The organism is Alcanivorax sp. (assembly GCF_019431375.1).
In the GTDB taxonomy this organism is placed as follows: Bacteria; Pseudomonadota; Gammaproteobacteria; order Pseudomonadales; family Alcanivoracaceae; genus Alcanivorax; species Alcanivorax jadensis_A.
Window position 1 is genome coordinate 967,681 of sequence record NZ_CP080267.1, and the last position, 18,334, is coordinate 986,014.

The window sequence follows — 18,334 nt, forward strand, 5'->3', positions numbered from 1 at the left end:
ACCCTCACGGAGGAGTGCCATGCCGCTGCATGCCATCTGCCTGGACCTGGCCGGCGTGCTCTATCAGGGCCCGCGTCTGTTGCCCGGTGCCCTGGAGGCGCTCGATACACTGCGTGCCACCGGCCTGCCCCTGCGTTTTGTCACCAACACCTCCCAGCGCAACCGCAGCCAGATACTCAACGACCTGGCCAGCCTGAACCTGGCCGTGGACGAGGCCGAGCTGTTTACCGCGCCGCAAGCGGCCCACGACTACCTGACCCGCCACAATCTGACCCCCTACTGTCTGTTTCACCCCAACCTGAAAGAGGAATTTGCCGACCTGCAAGGCAAGCAAGCCGATGCCGTGCTGCTGGGTGATGCCGGCAAGAAATTCAGCTATGACCACCTGGACCAGGCGTTCCGCCTGCTGCACGACGGCGCGCCCCTGATTGCCATTGGCGAAAACCGCTACTACCAACTGGATGACGGGCTGCACCTGGATGCCGGCCCCTTTGTCAGGGCCCTCGAGTATGCCGCCAACTGCCGGGCCATCATCACCGGCAAGCCCTCCCCTGCTTTCTTCGAACAGGTGCTCGCCGACCTGGGCACCCGGCCCGAAAACACCCTGATGGTCGGTGACGATGTACACGGAGACGTGGAAGGCGCGCTCAACAGCGGCATGCAGGCCTGCCTGGTGCAGACCGGTAAGTACCGGCCCGGTGATGAGAAAAGCATTGCCGGGGAGTTCCGCCTGGAAACCGACATCAGCGCCGTGGCCCAGCTGCTTGGATAAAAGAGAGGCCGTCAAGGGCGCGCACCCCCGAGGCAAAATACGCACAAATAAAAAGGCCCCACTCTTTCGAGCAGGGCCTTTCTATATGGCGTCCCCTAGGGGAGTCGAACCCCTGTTACCGCCGTGAAAGGGCGGTGTCCTGGGCCACTAGACGAAGGGGACGTATTTGGTGGAGCCAGGCGGGATCGAACCGCCGACCTCAACACTGCCAGTGTTGCGCTCTCCCAGCTGAGCTATGGCCCCAAATACGACAATCGGGACAAGGTGCGTCCCGGTTGGTGCGGCGTATTCTACCCAGCCCCCCTACTCTGTCAAGCGCTGGCCTGGTGTTTTTTTCAGAATGAAGTCCGTTTGGCTACATCCTGAACAAGCTGCTGAAAAACTGGGCAACATCAGTTGAAAGTTGCAAGTTGAAAGTTACAACGCGACAAAAGCCCTGCCAAACAGCGCCGCCCTCACCGCGATTGCGGATAACATGGTGCGCGGGCACGGCCAATCAGACCCCATGGAACCTGACCGCGCCTTTCAACTTTTAACTTGCAACTCAGCCTACCGGCAAATCCCGGTAGGCCTTCTCCAGCTTCTTCATCTGCTTCTTGGACACCCCGCCCAGCACCTCGATGGCGTTGCGCAGGCGAGCGCGGCTCAGGTCGGCGCCGATGATTTCCATGGAATCCACCACCGAGAAGCTGCCGCTGGTGCCGGCAATGGCAACGAAGGCCGGGAACAGGAAGTCCTTGATCTTCACTTCCAGGGCATCGGCAATGGCCTTGGCATCGGCAAACAGGCCGTCACGATTCCAGTCACTGCGAGCTTCATAGGTCCACAGCAGGTACTGCAGCCACACCTTCATGTCCTCGGCACCGTACTGCTTGTGCTCGAAGCTGGCCTCGCTGATCGCCGGCATGCCGCTGAAACAGAAGGCCGCCTTGTCCGCCACATCCGACAGGGTTTCCACCCGCTGGCGCAGGTGAGGGATGATCTTCATGGCGTAATCGCGGTTGTAGGCCCAGTCCAGCAAGGTATCCAGGAACTGCTCGTCGCTCTGCTCACGCAGCCATTGGCCATTCAGCCAGCTCAGCTTTTCCACATCAAAGACGGGACCGCCCAGGGACACTCGATTGATATCGAAGGCATCCTGCATCTGCGCCAGGGTGAATTTCTCGCTTTCGTCCGGCATGGACCAACCCATCCGCCCCAGGTAATTCACCAGCGCTTCCGGCAGATAGCCCATGCGCTGATAGAACAGGATGCTGGTGGGGTTCTTGCGCTTGCTGAGCTTGGATTTGTCCGGGTTGCGCAGCAACGGCATATGGCAGAGCTCCGGCATGTCCCAACCGAAATACTCATACAGCAGCTTGTGCTTGGGGGCGGAGTTCAACCATTCCTCACCACGGATCACGTGGGTGATCTCCATCAGGTGATCATCCACGATATTGGCCAGATGGTAGGTGGGCATGCCATCGGACTTGAGCAGGATCTGTGCATCCACCAGCGCCCAGTCCAGCTCCACGGTGCCACGCAGCATGTCCTGGATCTCACAGCGGCCATCGGTGGGCACGCGCATGCGAATCACGTAGGGCGCCCCTTCCGCTTCACGCTTTGCCTGCTCGTCGGCGGGCAGCTCCAGATCCATCGGCTTCAGTGCCCGATTCTGGCCCTGCTCTTTCAGCTCGGTACGCAGGGTGTCCAGCTCTTCACTGGTGCGGTAGCACTTGAAGGCATGGCCTTTCTCGATCAGCGCTTCCGCGTACTCACGGTACATGTGCTTGCGTTCGCTCTGCCGATACGGGCCGTGGGGGCCGCCCACATCCGGGCCTTCGTCCCAGCTCAGCCCCAGCCACTTGAGCGAATCCAGAATCATCTGTTCGGACTGGTCGGTGGAACGGGTCTGGTCCGTATCTTCAATACGCAGAATGAACTGACCACCGTGCTGGTGGGCAAAGCAGCGATTGAACAGGGCAATATAGGCGGTGCCTACGTGGGGGTCGCCGGTGGGCGACGGCGCTACGCGAGTACGGACGGTCATGCTGACTCCAATAAGGCAAACTGGCGCGGATTATACCTGCCAAAGCGTGATCCATATAGACATCCACCCGCGCCTTTCTGCTAAGGTTGAACGCCACTCATTCTTCTGCCGGCACGCCGCCGGCAGACTTCATCAACACGACAGAAAGAAAAGGAAAAGACCATGCGTATTCCCTTTCAACATTCTCTGCTGGTGGCCATGATCGCCGGCGCCACCCTGCTGCAGGGCTGCTCAGACAATAGCGAAGAACCCAAGACCGAAGCACCGGCAGCCGAAGCGCCCGCCACTGACACCCAGGCTGACTCCGCCAAGACCGAAGATAGTGGCGCCGACGATGCTGCCAGCAGCAGCGGCATGACCCGCAGCAGCGCTCCGGAAGACGCCAAAGCCACCATTCTCAGCCCCGCGGATGGTGCTACCGTGACCAGCCCGGTTACCGTGGAATTCGGTCTGGAAGGCATGGACGTGGCGCCCGCCGGCACCGAACAGGAACATGCCGGCCACCACCACCTGCTGATCGATCTGGACAAGGACGCACTGCCGCCCATGGATTTCCCGCTGCCGGCCAACGATAACGTGGTCCACTTCGGCAAGGGCCAGACCCAGACCGAGCTGGAACTGGAACCGGGCACTCATACCCTGCAATTGCTGCTGGGTGACCACATGCACGTGCCCCATGAACCGCCGGTGATGTCGGAAAAGATCACTATTACCGTGGAATAAGGCATACACGCCGGACGCCAGACGCCAAAGGATTTTGGTTTGTCTTTTAGCGTCAAGCGTCCGGCATCAAGCCTCAGGCGTCATCCCATCTGCCGAGGCGCAAACATGATGATCGCCATGCCGGTCAACGCCACCAACGACCCGACAATATCCCAGCCCGTGGGACGAATACCGTCAACGCCCCACAACCAGAGAATCGCCACGAAAATATACACGCCCCCATAGGCCGCATAGACCCGCCCCGCCGCCGTGGGATGCAATGACAGCAACCATGCAAAGGCAGCCAGACTCAGGGCAGCAGGGATCAACAGCCAGGCGGATTTTCCCTCTCGCAGCCACAGGTAGGGCAGATAACAGCCCACGATCTCGGCGACCGCCGTGATCAGAAACAACCCCAGAATCTTCAACTCCGGCAAGGGAACCTCCCCGTATATCGTCAGATCAGTACGCGGCGAGGCTAATGCCACACAGAGCGCGCAGAAAGTAGAAGGAGTGTACTGGAAATACGGACCTATTCGCGGGCACGGGCGCAATCAAGGCAGAACAAGGTGGCGGGATCAATCTCGAGACGTCTGGGATTGATAGGCTTGCCGCAATCCTCGCAGTAGCCGTAATCATCCTCATCAATACGACGCAACGCCGCAATAAGCTTGCGCAAACGCTGCTGCTGACGCTGGCGGGTTGCCAGGGCCATGGCCTGGCCCTGCATGGCATCCATCCGCGACAGGCGGCCGACGCTTTGCTGGTCCAGTTCCACCGGTTTGGTGGCTGAATCGGCCTCATCATTCCTTTCGCCTAATGCCTGCTTCTCTTCCAGCAATTTCTGGCGAAAGTATTCCTGTTCTGCCTGTTCCATTTGGCTCTTCCAGGGGACAAGACCCCGGCGTCTTCAACTTCGCCGGGGCACATCCTTATCGCAGCAGCAAATGGGGCACTGTAGCGTTCTTGATCATCTTGCTGGTGGTACTGCCCACGAAAAACTCGCGGATACGGGAATGGCCATAGGCCCCCATCACCACCATATCAATGCCGTTATCCTGCTGGTATTGATGCAAGGCAGGCTCTACTTCGCCTTCCAGTTGCACCACTTCTACCTCGTGACCGGATTTCTCCAGGGTGTCACGGGCCCAGGCCAGATCCTCGGTCAGATGTTTGTCCTTGCCCACTGCGACCAGGTGACAAGGCAGCCCCAGGAACAGCGGACTGGCGGCCAGCATTTTTACGCCTTCACGACAGGTGGGGCTACCATCGAAGGCCAGCATGATTTTACCGGGCTCGGTGAAATCGGACGGCACCACCAGAATCGGCTTGTGCATGGTGCGAATCACCTGCTCCACGTGGTCGCCCACCTGCTCCGCTTCGCCGGTGTGCTCCTCACCCAGTTTGCCGATCACCAGAATACGGGTTTGCTCCTGCATGCCCGCCAGGGTCTCTACCAGGCCACCATGACGTTGACGCTGTTTGGGTTCGCTTACGCCTTTTTCGATGGCGCGACCGGCAGCGGCTTCCAGCATCAACTTGCCCTGCTCCAGGGCGAGCTTGTTGCGTTTGGCGTCCAGCTCGGACAGTTCGGTGAGCAGGGATTCGCGGCCACCCAACAACAGGTTGCCGCTCAAATCACTTTCTACCGGGTAACGGGAGTGGTCCAGCACATGCAACAGGGTCAGCGGCGCGTTAAGGCGCTGCACCGCCCAGACCGCATAATCGCAAACCCGGGCCGCAGCCGGAGAACCATCAATACAGGCAATCACTTCACTCATTGTTCTTCTCCTTTAGTGGCCGCCCATGAGTTTTTCGACCGCCTCGGGCTTGTCGTGCACGGCAAATTTGTCTACCAGGGTGGCACTGGCTTCGTTCAGGCCAATCAGCTCCACTTCGGTACCTTCACGGCGGAACTTGATGATCACCTTGTCCAGGGCGCCAATGGCAGTGATATCCCAGAAATGGGAACGGTGCACATCGATAGTCACTTTATCCAGTGCTTCCTTAAAATCAAAGGAAGCAATGAACTGCTCGGCAGAAGTGAAGAACACCTGTCCCAGCACTTCGTAGCGTCGATGGCTACTATTGTCCTCATCCAGATCAGAGCGCACGTAGAAGACACGGCCCACCTTGTTGGCATAGAACAGGGCGCTGAGCACCACACCAATGCCCACACCATAGGCCAGGTTATGGGTGTACACGGTGACGATCACCGTGGCCAGCATCACCAGGGTACTGCTGGGCGGGTGCTTGGCCATGTTGGTAATCGATTCCCAGCTGAAGGTACCGATAGACACCATGATCATCACGGCAACCAGGGCCGCCATGGGAATCTGGGATACCCACTCGCCAAGAAACACCACCAGGATAAGCAGAAAGACACCGGCAATCAGCGTGGAAAGACGGGTCCGACCACCGGATTTCACGTTGATAACGGACTGACCGATCATGGCGCAACCGGCCATGCCACCGAAGAAACCGGAAACGATATTGGCAATGCCCTGCCCTTTGCACTCACGGTTCTTCTCGCTGGACGTATCGGTCAGATCGTCAACGATAGTCGCGGTCATCATGGATTCCAGCAAACCTACCACCATCATGGTAAAGGCCACGGGGAAGATGATTTGCAGGGTTTCAAAGTTAAGCGGGATGTCCGGGAACAGGAACATGGGCAGGCTGTCTGGCAGATCACCCTTGTCCCCGACAGTGGGAACTTCCATGCCCATGTACATGGCAAAACCGGTAATCACCACAATACACACCAGCGGCGACGGCACTGCCGTGGTCAGCAAAGGAAGCAGATAAATAATACCCAACCCAACAGCCACCATGGCGTAAACGTGCCAGGTCACACCACTCAGCTCCGGCAACTGGGCGAGAAAGATCAGAATCGCCAGCGCATTCACAAACCCGGTGACCACCGACCGGGACACAAAGCGCATTAAATTCCCCAGCTGAAGGAATCCAGCGAGTATCTGCAGAATACCGGTAAGCACCGTCGCCGCCAGCAGGTACTGAAGACCATGTTCCTTCACCAGCCCCACCATCAGCAGCGCCATGGCCCCGGTGGCGGCGGAAATCATCGCCGGCCGCCCACCGGCAAAGGCGATCACCACACAAATACAAAAGGAAGCGTATAGACCCACTTTCGGATCTACGCCGGCAATAATGGAGAAAGCAATGGCTTCTGGAATCAGAGCCAGAGCCACCACCGCACCCGCAAGGGTGTCGCCTTTAAGATGGCTAAACCAGTTCTGCTTTAACGATTGAATCATTTACGAGGTTCCTGATTTCAAGACACGAATGCCTGCTGGCACGGAGCCGGTTCGTGCTATCTCAGCATTAATTTCACAGGCAGGAAGACATCGTCGCGACAGGGCACGACCAAAACACCACAGGAAGTGGCTGGGGGAGAAAACCTAGGGCGGACTGAGCCGCAAGACAGAAGAAACCGTCTGCATCATTGAATCTGCACACTTGGGTCGACAAGAAGGCGGCGGAGTTTATCAGCATGGCCGGTCGATTAACAGGCGCATTGTCCAACAAGACTGAGTGGGTTTGTGCTTACAGAGCCCACATCCGCTCCCACCGTGCCCCATGAACATGCGAGAATAGTCCCCTTTCCTGCAAGCCGTACGAGAGCCGTGATGACCGCCAGCCCTGCCCCAGCCCTGGATCGACGCCTGTCCGTGGCGCCCATGATGGACTGGACCACCCGGGACTACCGGTTTCTGGCCCGGCTGATTACCCGCCACACCCTGCTCTACACCGAAATGGTGGTGGCCCAGGCCATTCTGCGCGGCGATCGTGACCGCTTTCTTGCGTTCAACGACGAAGAGCACCCGGTGGCGTTGCAACTAGGCGGCTGCGAGCCGCAGGATCTGGCGGAAGCGGCCCGGATCGCCGAGCAATACGGTTACGACGAGATCAATCTCAATGTGGGCTGCCCGTCGGATCGGGTGCAGCAGGGCAAGATCGGCGCCATTCTGATGGCGGAACCGGACTTGGTAGCCCAGTGCGTGGAAGCCATGCAGGCGGCGGTCTGCGTGCCGGTGACGGTGAAGACCCGCATCGGCATCGATGACCAGGATGATTACGACTTTCTCTACCGGTTTGTCACCCGCATGGAACGGGCCGGCTGCACCAGCCTCACCATCCATGCCCGCAAGGCAATCCTGTCCGGGCTATCGCCCAAGGAAAACCGGGAGATTCCGCCGCTGATCTACCAGCGGGCCTACGCCATCAAGCAGGCCTTCCCTCATATGGAGATCATTCTCAACGGCGGCGTGAAGACACTGAACGAGGTGCACGAACACATGGGCGACGTGGATGGCGTGATGATTGGTCGCGAGGCCTACCAGAATCCCTATTTCCTGGCCAACGCGGATCGCATCGTGTTCGGCGACGAGCACGCCGTGCCTACCCGCCGGGAGATCGCCGAGCAATTCCTGCCCTACGTGGAACGCCGCTATGCACTGGGCCATGCCCCCAAGCATTCCCTGCGCCATATTCTCAACCTGTTCCAGGGCGAACCCGGCGCCCGCCGCTTCCGCCGCCACTTGAGCGAAAACATGCACAAGCCGGACACCACCCCGCAAGTGCTCATGGACGCTTTGGCACAACTGTCTTAGGCTGTAAAAAGTCTTTCATCACAGAGGACACAGAGGACACAGAGTTCACAGAGCCAAAAGCCGGATGACACTCTCTGTTTTTGTGGGAAGCTATGCTTGCATAGCGAAGCCGTGCCCGCCTCTTCACCATGCAAGCATGGTTTCCCACACCCCTAATACCGCTGTGTACTCTGCGACCTCTGTGGTGAAACCATAATTCTGTCATGGCGGCGCAGTACCGTGCCCCGCCATGACACTGAAAGGAACGGATACCGTGAACAAACGCGAACAGCTAGCCCAATGGACCTCCCTGGTGGCCGATACCGGTGATCTGGACATGATCGCTGAACTGGCGCCGGAGGATGCCACCACCAACCCATCCCTGCTGTTGGCGGCAGCCCGTGACGAGCGTTACCGACCGATGCTGCAACAGGCAGCGGATCTGTGCCGTACCCTGGGGCATGACGGTGAGATGGACTGGCTGACGGACTGCTATGCCTGCCTGGCCGGCCAGGCCATCCTTGAACGGGTGCCCGGCCTGGTCTCCAGTGAAGTGGACGCCCGCCTGTCTTTCGACACCCGCGCCACCGTGGAGAAAGCCCGCCGGCTGATCGCCATCTACCGGGAACTGGATGTGGATCCGTCGCGCATCCTGATCAAGACCGCTGCCACCTGGGAAGGCATTCGCGCGGTGGAAGTGTTGGAAGAAGAAGGCACCCGCTGCAACGTGACCCTGGTCTTCAACCAGACCCAGGGCCTGGCCGCCGCAGAAGCCGGCGCCACCCTGATCTCTCCGTTTGTGGGCCGCATCTTCGACTGGCACCGCAAACAGGGCATGGAGATGGCCACTGCCGATGACGACCCGGGCGTGCAATCCGTGCGTCAGATCTACCGCACCTTCAAGGCCCGCGGCCTGGAGACCATCGTGATGGGTGCCAGCTTCCGCAACGCCGGCCAAATCGAAGCCCTGGCTGGTTGCGACAAGCTCACCATCAGCCCGGCCCTGCTCGGGGAACTGGCCGCCGATACCGGTAGTCTGACACGGGTACTGGATGCGGAACTGGTGGCACCGGAAGACGACTGGCAGGCCGTCACCGAGGCCGCGTTTCGCTGGCAACTCAATGACGATGCCATGGCCAGCGACCTGCTCGCCGATGGCATCCGCCGCTTCGCCAACGACCAGGTGGCGCTGGAAACCCTACTGCAGGAGGAAGGTGTAATTTGAATTGGTTGAACCGACTCTTTCGTCCCGACCAGCCCCAACAGCAGACCAGCGAGCACGACCTGCATCGGGCGGCCGCCGCCCTGCTGCTGGAAGTGGCACGCACCGACGGTGCCGTGGCAGAGGAAGAATCACAACGTTTGATTCAGGCGGTGGAAAAGCGTTGGCATCTGGACCCACAGGAAATGAATGACATCCTCACGGAACTGGAAAACCGCGTGGACCAGGCCACCGACCTGTTCGAATTCACCCGCCCGCTTCGCGATCACTGGGGACCAGAACCCAGAGTCACCTTGATCGAGGAAATGTGGGCCATGGCCGCCGCCGACGGCCACGCCGACGCCCACGAAGAACACCTGATCCGCCGGGTCAGCGATTTACTGTATGTGTCGCATGGGGACTATATTCGGGCGAAACTGAAAGCAGTTAACAGTGAATAGTTAACAGTGAACAGCGCGCGTCAGGCGTGTTTCAGGTTTTAAACGTGTGAGGCCGCGCCCATCAGTTGGGCGCGGCCTCATTGCATGAAGATAAAGACAAACCTGCTCGCGCAGCTGTTAACTATTCACTGTTAACTATTAACTGCTTTCACCACCCCTCATCTTCCAACTCCATATCCCGCTCCTCAATGTCCGGGAAACGCAGGGACGGCGCGTCGCCGGATTCGAAGCGGCGGCGTTGCAGGTAGGCATTGCGCAGGAAGGTGTAGCGGTCACCGACAATGTTGCGCTCCAGATCCAGCAGATCCGCACGCAAGTCCACCACATAGGTGGCGGTCACACTGTAGCGGGTCAGATCATGCTCGATGTAGTGGCGCAGGCGCATGTAGTCTTCCGGGATAATCGCTGCCGCATCGCGCACAGTGGATGGGCCCCAGAACGGCAAAACAAGGTAATTGCCTTCCGGAATTCCCCAGCGAGCAAACGTCAGGCCCAGGTCGGTGTTGTGCTTGTCCAGATCCACCTTGCTGGCCACATCAAACAGGCCGCCGATCCCCAGGGTGCTGTTGACCGTGAAACGACCAAAGTTATGGCCGGCATGGCCCCACCGCCACTGCAACACGCTGTTAAGACCACTGCGAAAATCGCGCAGGTTCTCGAAGAAGCGGGTAACGGTGTCATCGAACCAGCCCGGTGTCGCCTTGCGATAGCCCTTGGCAGCGGGCTTGAGGGCGTACTTGTCGAGGGTTTCGTTGAAGGCAAAGATCTTGCGGTTGATGTCTTCCCAGGGGTCGTCATCCTTTGCCTGACTGCTCTGGGGCGTATCGAACGCCGTGGAAGCGGCGCCCCAGTCTTCCTCTTCCGCCATAGCGGTACAGGAAACACTCAGCAATATGGTCAGCAGTAAATAACGCACGGTCACCCCGGTATGTCGTCGACGCTGCATTATAGCCAGCCCGTCGCATCCCCGAACAGGGCCACGCGCTGAACCGCTCTGCCTCCCGGCGGATTTTACAGCTGGAACAGGTGAAAACGCCGTATCTCGTCGAGGCCGGGAAACCGGTTTTACCACAGAGGACACAGAGATCACTGAGGAAACGCATGCCGGTACTGTGTGGTTTAACCGCCTAGCAGCTCTTCAGACTGGCGCCTATCAGGATGTCCCGCTGGTGCATCTGTTGCAGGATATCGCGGGCGAAGGCTGCCAGTTTCTCCACGTCAGCGAATTGCAGTTCTTCCGCCAGTTGGCCGACGATCTGAAAGCCGGTGCTATCCGGGTTCTCGTCAATCAATTGCAGCAACCGTGCGGTGGGTGCATTGATTTCCATAAAGCGCACCTGGTCCTCGCGATCACGATACACCAGCAGCCACAACGGTTGCTCCAGGGGTACCAGGGGCTGGAACTCGGCGCAGATTTCGTGGACCGGGTACTGATAGCTGAGCACTACATGCAAGGGGCTGAGCTGGGGGATGGCGCGGAGCAGATCCCCCTCCGGGTGAAAGCCGGTTGTCGGGAATTCCTCGGTGGAGGCATCCAGCACCAGCTCCATCCATTCGTAGTGAGCCAGCTCCAGCAGGAAAGGCGGATCGCCCTCCTCCTGCCCCTGGCCTGACGCCAGAAAGCTGACGAATTCCTGGGGGATTTCCAGAAAATATGGGGTCTGACAGGCGTGCTGGTCAAAGAAGGCCCGAACCAGACGTTGCCAGCGCTCAGCATCCAGCAGGGAATGCAGCACCGGGAAGCCCTGGGTAATGAAGCCGTTGACGTTATTGAAAAACAGGTTGCGGTAGATCGCCAGCCGACGCTCTTCAATACCCTCTGGAGCCGGGTGGCGACTCGGATTACGCAAATGGGCGGCAAAATGACGCTGCAAGTTTTGAAAATCCGTCTCGCTCATCCCAGTTTCCGTGTCGCTGAACGCTGTTGCTGCTGATAGTCAGCAATCTGTCGGAGCTCGCCAAACAGGGTGTCGTTACCGGGAAAGTTGAAATCCCGCTCCAGCAAGGTGGGCAGTACCCCGAACTCCTGGTAAGCATGCTCCAGCAAGCGCCATACCGGGTCGATCACCGCGCTGCCATGGGTATCCACTTTCAGATCTTCCGCTTCGTCGAAATGACCGGCGATATGCACGTAACAGATACGCTCGCCCGGCAAGGCGCTGATAAACTCGCGCGGGTCGTAACCATGATTGATGCTGTTCACGTAGGCGTTGTTCACATCCAGCAACAGCTCACAATCCGCCTCTTCGAGCACCGCATTGACGAAGTCGATTTCCGACATGTCGGAACCGGGGGCTGCATTCCCCAACTGTGTATAGTAGCTGACGTGTTCGATACCGATGGGCTGTTCCAGAAAATCCTGCACCTGTCGTACCCGGTCAGCCACGTAGTGCACCGCCTTTTCGGTAAAGGGAATCGGCATCAAATCGTAAAGGTGGCCGTGGTCACTGCAATAACTCAGGTGCTCGGTATAACGGCGAATATTGTGTTCCTTGAGGAACCCTTTCACCGCTTTCAATAATTCAAAATCCAGGGGCTCTGGTCCGCCCAGGGACAGACTCAGCCCGTGGGTCACAAATGGAAAACGCTCGGTGAAGGCACGAAACTCCTTCGCCAGACGCCCACCCATGGGGATCCAGTTTTCCGGTGCCACTTCCATAAAGTCGAAAGGCGCACTTTCCGGGAATCCAGGGTCGAAGAAAGCGGGCCCATCAGGGCCCGCCGAAGACCCAGGCCCACTCCGGACACTGGTGTCTCAGGTTTCATGCGTCAGCTCCTGCCTTCAGGCATCACCACCGCATTTGCCTTCACCACATTTACCTTCGCCTTTCTTGTCGCCATCTTTCTTGTCGTCGGCGCCACATTTGCCTTCACCGCTTTTCTCGCCGCAGCTGCCTTCGCCTTTCTTGTCACCACACTTACCTTCGCCACACTTGCCTTCAGCGTGGTTGCCAGCCAGTTGATAACCGGCTTTCAGATCAGACGCAGCAAAGGGGTTTTCGGCAGCCGTAGCCACCGGAACAGACAGTGCAGAAGCGACAACAGCTGCACCAACGGTAGCAGCCAGGGGGTTCAGTTTGCTCAACTTAGCCATGTTCAGTCTCCATACATCGTTATTGAGTATCCGACACCGCATGATGCGGCCCAGGCACGTTTATTTGTGTAGCGCCTGTCTCAGATAATATAGAGATGAACACGTGAGGTAAACGTTACAGCCAGCATCAAAAAAGGCCGCACGAAGCGGCCCTTGTGAAGCTGGCGTGAAGTTGCCGAGCCGTTATTTGATCCGGTTCACAATCACACTACCGATGGAATAACCGGCGCCAAAAGAGCAGATCACCCCTTTGGTATCCACCGGCAGGTCCGCGTTGTATTTGTGGAAGGCGATAATGGAACCGGCGGAGCTGGTGTTGGCGTAGTCATCAAGAATCACCGGGGCTTCCTCACGGGTGGCCGGGCGGCCCAGTACCCGCTTGGAAATCAGCTCGTTCATGCTCAGGTTGGCCTGATGCAACCACATGCGGCTCAGGGCCTCCACCGGCACACCGGTATCGGACAGATGCGAGGAAATCTGCTCGGCTACCATGGGGCACACTTCCTTGAACACCCGGCGGCCTTCCTGGCGGAACAGCTTGTCACGAGCACCAACGCCGCTTTCGTCAGCACGATTCAGAAAGCCGAAATTGTTGCGGATGTTGTTGGAGAATTTGGTCTGCAGACGCGTGCCCAGCACTTCCCACTGATTGTCGGAGGTAGCATCTTCCTTGCGTTCCAGAATCACCGCAGTGGCCACATCGCCAAAGATGAAGTGGCAGTCGCGGTCTTCCCAGGCAAGGTGGCCGGAGCAGATTTCCGGATTCACCATCAGCACCCGGCGGGCGCTGCCGTTGCGGATAGCGTCGACACCGGCCTGAATACCGAAGGTGGCGCTGGAACAGGCCACATTCATGTCATATCCCCAGCCGTGCTCCATGCCCAGAGCGGCCTGCACTTCCACGGCCATGGCCGGGTACGGGCGCTGCATGTTGGAACAGGCTACCAGTACCGCGTCCAGGTCATCGGCGGTCAGGTTGGCATTCTCCAGCGCCTGCTTTGCCGCGTTCACGGCGATCTCCGCCTGAATGGACACCTCGTCGTCAGAACGCTCCGGAATACGCGGCGCCATCCGGTCCGGATCGAGAATTCCGGTCTTGTCGATAACATAGCGCTGTTTGATACCGGACGCCTTTTCGATAAAGGCGCTATCGGAGGGCCCCAGGGCTTCCACCTCACCGGCCTCGATGGCCTGGGCGTTACGCTCATTGAACCGTTTTACGTATTCGTTGAAGGATTCCACCAGCTCGTCGTTGGTGATGGTCTGCTCCGGGGTCCACAGGCCGGTGCCACTGATTACTACAGAATAGCTCACAAGCGAGTCCTCGCACTCGAACGGGGCAAAGGGCCCCGTTTCATAAATGGGAATAATGGGTCGATTATCCGGATTCGGGGTGGCCAGCGCAAAGGGGGTGGCCGGATAGTTGTTAGGCTTTCTACAGGGCCACTGTAGGGGCCTGCTTGCCAGCGAACTCCATCGCTGAGAAGCCAACCGGGTTCGACTGCAAGCAGCCTCCTACAGCGGCTTCGTGGAAAAGGCGATTCCTCAACACAGCTCCCACTGCTTGTTCAGGCGCTTGGCGGACACCGACACCCGGGTACCGAGCTGTTGTGCAAATAGGCTCACCCGGTATTCCTGCAACATCCAGAAATACTCCTGCAAGGTCGCCGGCTGCTGCCACAGGGGCAGACCGGCGGCACGGGTGAGGTACTGCTTGTGGTAGGCCTCCAGTTCCGCAGTGAGGGTGCGGTCCTTGCCGATCTGGCCGCCCAGTTTGTCCAGCCGGTGGCCGATAGCCTCCAGATAACGGGGGTACTCCATCAACCAGGGCCAGGACACCTGCAACAGGAAATCATCACTGAACAGGCTGGCCAGTTGCTGCTTCAGGTCCCGGTGGGCATGGGCCCAGGCCAGCGGGAAGTTTTTTTCCAGCTTGCCCATCAGCTGCCGGTAATCGGCGAACAGCTTGCCGAAGGCGGTCAATTGCTGGCTGGCCCAGGGGACGAAATCGCCCCGATGGGCATCCAGCCGAGCCTGGAAAGCGGCGTTATCCCGCACCGGTTCATCTAGCCGGAAATGTTCGGCCAGCAGACGCAATAGCGCATGGTCCAGTGCCTGGCGGGCCATGGCGCCTTTTTCACCCTTGAGCTTCTGGAAACCGGCCATCTGTGAGGCCTGTTTGCGCAGGTCGCGAAGCTGGACACTGAGCTTGAAGCCCAACAGGCGCGCCGTGCCCCAGCGATGGCGCCAGCACGCTTCATCGGCATCATCCCGATAGCGCAACACCACCCCGTCGCCATCTTCCTCCAGCGACGGATAACGACGCACCACCATGCCGCCGAGATCCTGCTCGCGGGTTTCCGGCAGTGTGCCGAACAGCCATTCCTGGCCACGCAGCGCCGGCTCCTCCGCCTCAGGCTCTGGCAGGTTGCGAGTGACACCTTCCAGCTTGTCACGGACTTCATCCAGATAGCGTCCCTGGGCCAGCACCTTGCGCTTGCCGTCCACCCGGTCAACGACCTGAATAAACATGCGCAGATGATCCGGCAGCGTGGCATCCTGCCACTCTTCCCGCTCGATACGCACACCGGTCATGCGCTGCAGTTCCCGGGTCATGGCCGACAACAGGGGCTCTTGCGGATTCAGGGTTTCCAGCAGCGCGCTGACGTAATCCGGTACCGGCACAAAGTGGCGCCGCCGCGCCTTGGGCAGGGCCCGGATCAGAGCTTCCAGTTTTTCCCGCAGCAGCCCCGGCACCAGCCAGTCCAGTCGGGTTTCCGGCACCTGATTGAGCACCGCCACCGGGACGATCAGGGTCACGCCATCGCGCTCACCGGTGGGGTCAAAGCTGTATTCCAGCGGCAGGCTGATGCCATCCAGGCGCAGCTGATCCGGGAACTGGTCGTTGGCCAGATCCGGGCTGCGTGACAGCAGGAAATCCCGCTTCATCAGCAGCGCGTCCTTCTCAGCCGCCGTGGCCTTTTTGTTATACCAGTTCATCAGCCCGGCCAGGCTGGTTAGGTCCTGCGGCAACCGCTCATCGTAGAAGGCCACCCGGGCCTCCTCATCCACCAGGATGTCACGGCGGCGCAGCTTGTGTTCCATCTCTTCCAGCGTCTCGAATTGCTCCCGGTTGGCCTTCACGAAGGGCGGCTCCCGGTGCAATTCTCCCATCACCAGCCCTTCGCGGATCATCAGTTCGCGGGCTTCCTGCGGGTTGATGGGCGCATAGTTCACGCGCCGGCCACTGGCCAGGATCAGGCCGAACAGGTTCACCTGTTCCTTTGCCATGGCACAGCCACGTTTCTTCGACCAGTGCGGCTCGAAATACTGACGTTTCACCAGGTGAGCGGCGGCCGCTTCCACCCATTCCGGCTCGACGCGCGCCACGGTACGAGCAAACAGCCGGCTGGTTTCCACCTGCTCCGCTGCCATCAGCCAGCGGGCCTTGGTTTTCGACAGCGACGAGCCCGGCCAGATCAGCGGCTTGCGATTGCGCGTGGACAGCCACTCGCCCTCGTCCGTGCGCTGCATCACGTTGGCCAGCAGGCCGGGTAACAGAGCCTGATGCAGAGGCCCATAGGCACCCTCTACGAGCCCCTGCTCGTTCATGGTCGGCGCATTCAGCGCCCAGCCCTGCTCCTTGCACAGCAACAACAACTGGCGGTGGGTATCGCGCCATTCGCGCATGCGGGTGGGCGACAGAAAGGTTTTCTTCAACAGCTTCTCGTACTGGTTGCGGCTGAGCGACTCGCGCTGACTGTCCGCCCACTGCCACAGCTTGACGAAAAACAGGAAATCCGAATCCTTGTCGGTGAACGGCTGATGGGCCTGGTCCGCCTGTTGTTGCTTGTCGTGGGGGCGTTCGCGGGGGTCCTGGGCTGCCAGGGCCGAGACGATAATCAGCGCTTCGCGAAGCACCTTCTGCTGGGAAGCCGCCACCAGTATCCGCCCCAGGGTCGGGTCCAGCGGAAAGCGGGCCAGTTGTCGGCCCAGGGGTGTCAGGGTCTGTTTCGGGGTCAGCGCGCCCAGCTCGTCCAGCAGCCGGTAACCGTCGCGGATCAGGCGCCCGTCCGGTGGTTCGATAAAGGGAAAGTCTTCCACGCGGCCCAGCTTCAGATCCGCCATCTGCAGAATCACCGCCGCCAGGTTGGTGCGCTGGATCTCCGGGTCGGTGAAGGCGGGACGATTGAGAAAGTCGTCTTCGTCATACAGCCGGAAACAGATACCCGGCATGATGCGCCCGCTGCGCCCGGCCCGCTGGTTGGCGCTGGCCTGGCTGACCGGCTCCACCGGCAGGCGCTGTACCTTGGAATGCACACTGTAGCGGCTGATTCGGGCGGTGCCGGCATCGATCACATAGCGGATACCCGGCACGGTGAGGGAGGTTTCCGCCACATTGGTGCTGAGCACCACCCGCCGGCCCCGGTGAGAAGCAAAAATGCGGTGTTGTTCGGCCTGACTCAGTCGCGCATAGAGGGGCAGGATTTCCGTGTCTCTCAGCTCACATCGCTTCAAGTGATGGTGCACATCGCGAATGTCCCGCTCGCCGGCCAGGAATACCAGTACATCCCGCGCCACGGGCAAGCCATCGCGGCGTTCCTCGCGCTGGATTTCCTGCAACACCTCTTCAATCTGCCGGGACAGTTCCTGCCCTTCCACCGGCGGACGGTAACGCATTTCCACCGGGAAGGTACGCCCGGACACTTCCAGCACCGGCGCATCACCGAAATGATTGGCAAAGCGTTCGTGATCGATGGTGGCCGAGGTAATGATCACCTTCAGATCCGGCCGTTTCGGCAGCAGTTGTTTCAGGTAGCCGAGCAGAAAATCGATATTCAGGCTGCGCTCGTGGGCTTCGTCGATGATCAGGGTGTCGTACTGATTGAGAAAGCGGTCCTGCTGGATTTCATTGAGCAGCATGCCATCGGTAAGCACCTTGATCAGGCTGGTCTCGCTGACCTGCTCGGCAAAGCGCACCTTGAAGCCCACTGTGCTGCCCAGCGGGCTGTTCAGCTCTTCCGCCACCCGGCTGGCCACGGCCCGGGCCGCCAGCCGGCGAGGCTGGGTATGGCCGATGGTGCCCTCGATACCCCGCCCCAGTTCCAGGCAGATCTTGGGCAGCTGGGTGGTCTTGCCCGAGCCAGTCTCCCCGGCGATCACCACCACCTGATGGTCGCGAATGGCCACCTTGATCTCCTCACGGCTGGCCACCACCGGCAGGTCCGGCCAGTTCAGGACGGGCTGAGACGCCTGACGTTTTTCCCGATTGGCAACGGAAGCGGCAATGGCCGAGTATATCTTCTCCACCGCCTTGTCATTGCGCTTGTCAGCAGGCAAGCGTGACAGACCATCAATCCGCTTTTTCAAACGAAAATGATCAGCTCTGCGAGCGTTATCAAGCTGGCTGTAGAGTGGCTTCAAAGACATGAAAAATTCAATCAACCATAAAACGCCGTAGG

General features: G+C 59.5%; 15 protein-coding genes, 2 tRNA genes and 1 pseudogene. 5 read left to right on the plus strand and 13 right to left on the minus strand.

Annotated features, from left to right (window positions below):
* Positions 1-19: 19 nt before the first annotated feature.
* Entirely contained in the window at positions 20-772 is a 753-nt protein-coding gene (locus KZ772_RS04385) for a TIGR01458 family HAD-type hydrolase (protein WP_290538630.1), read from the plus strand.
* Positions 773-858: 86 nt separating this feature from the next.
* Here KZ772_RS04385 and KZ772_RS04390 read toward each other — a convergent pair.
* From KZ772_RS04390 to gltX, 3 genes are all read right to left on the minus strand, one after another.
* Positions 859-934: transfer RNA gene (locus KZ772_RS04390), tRNA-Glu, on the minus strand.
* A 5-nt stretch (positions 935-939) separates the two neighbouring features.
* Positions 940-1,015: transfer RNA gene (locus KZ772_RS04395), tRNA-Ala, on the minus strand.
* Positions 1,016-1,316: 301 nt separating this feature from the next.
* Positions 1,317-2,801 carry a glutamate--tRNA ligase gene (gene gltX, locus KZ772_RS04400; RefSeq protein ID WP_290538631.1) on the minus strand — a complete coding sequence of 495 codons (1,485 nt, stop codon included), beginning with the start codon at positions 2,799-2,801 and terminating at the stop codon, positions 1,317-1,319.
* 162 nt (positions 2,802-2,963) lie between these two features.
* Here gltX and KZ772_RS04405 point away from each other — a divergent pair, with 162 nt between their 5' ends.
* Positions 2,964-3,524: a DUF4399 domain-containing protein gene (locus tag KZ772_RS04405; RefSeq protein ID WP_290538632.1), complete on the plus strand. Its 561-nt coding sequence runs from the start codon at positions 2,964-2,966 to the stop codon at positions 3,522-3,524.
* Positions 3,525-3,604: 80 nt separating this feature from the next.
* Here KZ772_RS04405 and KZ772_RS04410 read toward each other — a convergent pair whose 3' ends face one another.
* The 4 genes from KZ772_RS04410 to KZ772_RS04425 all read right to left on the minus strand — a co-directional run bounded on the left by KZ772_RS04410 (position 3,605) and on the right by KZ772_RS04425 (position 6,781).
* Positions 3,605-3,940, minus strand: coding sequence for a YnfA family protein (locus KZ772_RS04410; protein ID WP_290538633.1), 336 nt, complete (start codon positions 3,938-3,940; stop codon positions 3,605-3,607).
* 95 nt (positions 3,941-4,035) lie between these two features.
* Positions 4,036-4,380 (minus strand): TraR/DksA family transcriptional regulator, encoded by a 345-nt coding sequence (locus tag KZ772_RS04415; protein ID WP_290538634.1) that lies wholly within the window; start codon positions 4,378-4,380, stop codon positions 4,036-4,038.
* Positions 4,381-4,435: 55 nt separating this feature from the next.
* Positions 4,436-5,284 carry a universal stress protein gene (locus KZ772_RS04420; RefSeq protein ID WP_290538635.1) on the minus strand — a complete coding sequence of 283 codons (849 nt, stop codon included), beginning with the start codon at positions 5,282-5,284 and terminating at the stop codon, positions 4,436-4,438.
* Positions 5,285-5,296: 12 nt separating this feature from the next.
* Positions 5,297-6,781, minus strand: a complete 1,485-nt coding sequence (locus KZ772_RS04425) for a SulP family inorganic anion transporter (RefSeq protein ID WP_290538636.1) — start codon at positions 6,779-6,781, stop codon at positions 5,297-5,299.
* 372 nt (positions 6,782-7,153) lie between these two features.
* On the opposite strand from KZ772_RS04425, the gene dusA reads away from it, so the two are divergent.
* The 3 genes from dusA to KZ772_RS04440 all read left to right on the plus strand — a co-directional run bounded on the left by dusA (position 7,154) and on the right by KZ772_RS04440 (position 9,778).
* Positions 7,154-8,137: a tRNA dihydrouridine(20/20a) synthase DusA gene (dusA, locus tag KZ772_RS04430; protein WP_290538637.1), complete on the plus strand. Its 984-nt coding sequence runs from the start codon at positions 7,154-7,156 to the stop codon at positions 8,135-8,137.
* 229 nt (positions 8,138-8,366) lie between these two features.
* A complete protein-coding gene (locus tag KZ772_RS04435) occupies positions 8,367-9,341 on the plus strand; it encodes a transaldolase (RefSeq protein ID WP_290538638.1) in 975 nt (324 codons plus the stop codon).
* Positions 9,338-9,778, plus strand: coding sequence for a TerB family tellurite resistance protein (locus tag KZ772_RS04440; protein WP_290538639.1), 441 nt, complete (start codon positions 9,338-9,340; stop codon positions 9,776-9,778). The genes KZ772_RS04435 and KZ772_RS04440 overlap by 4 nt, the downstream gene beginning before the upstream one ends.
* 148 nt (positions 9,779-9,926) lie before the next feature.
* Here KZ772_RS04440 and KZ772_RS04445 read toward each other — a convergent pair whose 3' ends face one another.
* The 6 genes and pseudogenes from KZ772_RS04445 to hrpA form a co-directional block, all read right to left on the minus strand.
* Positions 9,927-10,724 (minus strand): VacJ family lipoprotein, encoded by a 798-nt coding sequence (locus tag KZ772_RS04445; protein WP_290538640.1) that lies wholly within the window; start codon positions 10,722-10,724, stop codon positions 9,927-9,929.
* Between the two features lie 181 nt (positions 10,725-10,905).
* Positions 10,906-11,676 (minus strand): putative DNA-binding domain-containing protein, encoded by a 771-nt coding sequence (locus KZ772_RS04450; protein WP_290538641.1) that lies wholly within the window; start codon positions 11,674-11,676, stop codon positions 10,906-10,908.
* Positions 11,673-12,490 (minus strand): annotated as a pseudogene (locus tag KZ772_RS04455) (DUF692 domain-containing protein). Before KZ772_RS04455 ends, KZ772_RS04450 begins: the two are co-directional and overlap by 4 nt.
* Positions 12,491-12,560: 70 nt before the next feature.
* On the minus strand, positions 12,561-12,872 hold the full coding sequence (locus KZ772_RS04460) for a hypothetical protein (protein WP_290538642.1): 312 nt from the start codon (positions 12,870-12,872) through the stop codon (positions 12,561-12,563).
* A 183-nt stretch (positions 12,873-13,055) separates the two neighbouring features.
* The gene (locus tag KZ772_RS04465) at positions 13,056-14,186 is read right to left on the minus strand and encodes a beta-ketoacyl-ACP synthase III (RefSeq protein WP_290538643.1); all 1,131 of its coding nucleotides are present in this window, start codon (positions 14,184-14,186) and stop codon (positions 13,056-13,058) included.
* Between the two features lie 231 nt (positions 14,187-14,417).
* Positions 14,418-18,302, minus strand: coding sequence for an ATP-dependent RNA helicase HrpA (hrpA, locus tag KZ772_RS04470; RefSeq protein ID WP_290538644.1), 3,885 nt, complete (start codon positions 18,300-18,302; stop codon positions 14,418-14,420).
* Positions 18,303-18,334: the final 32 nt, after the last annotated feature.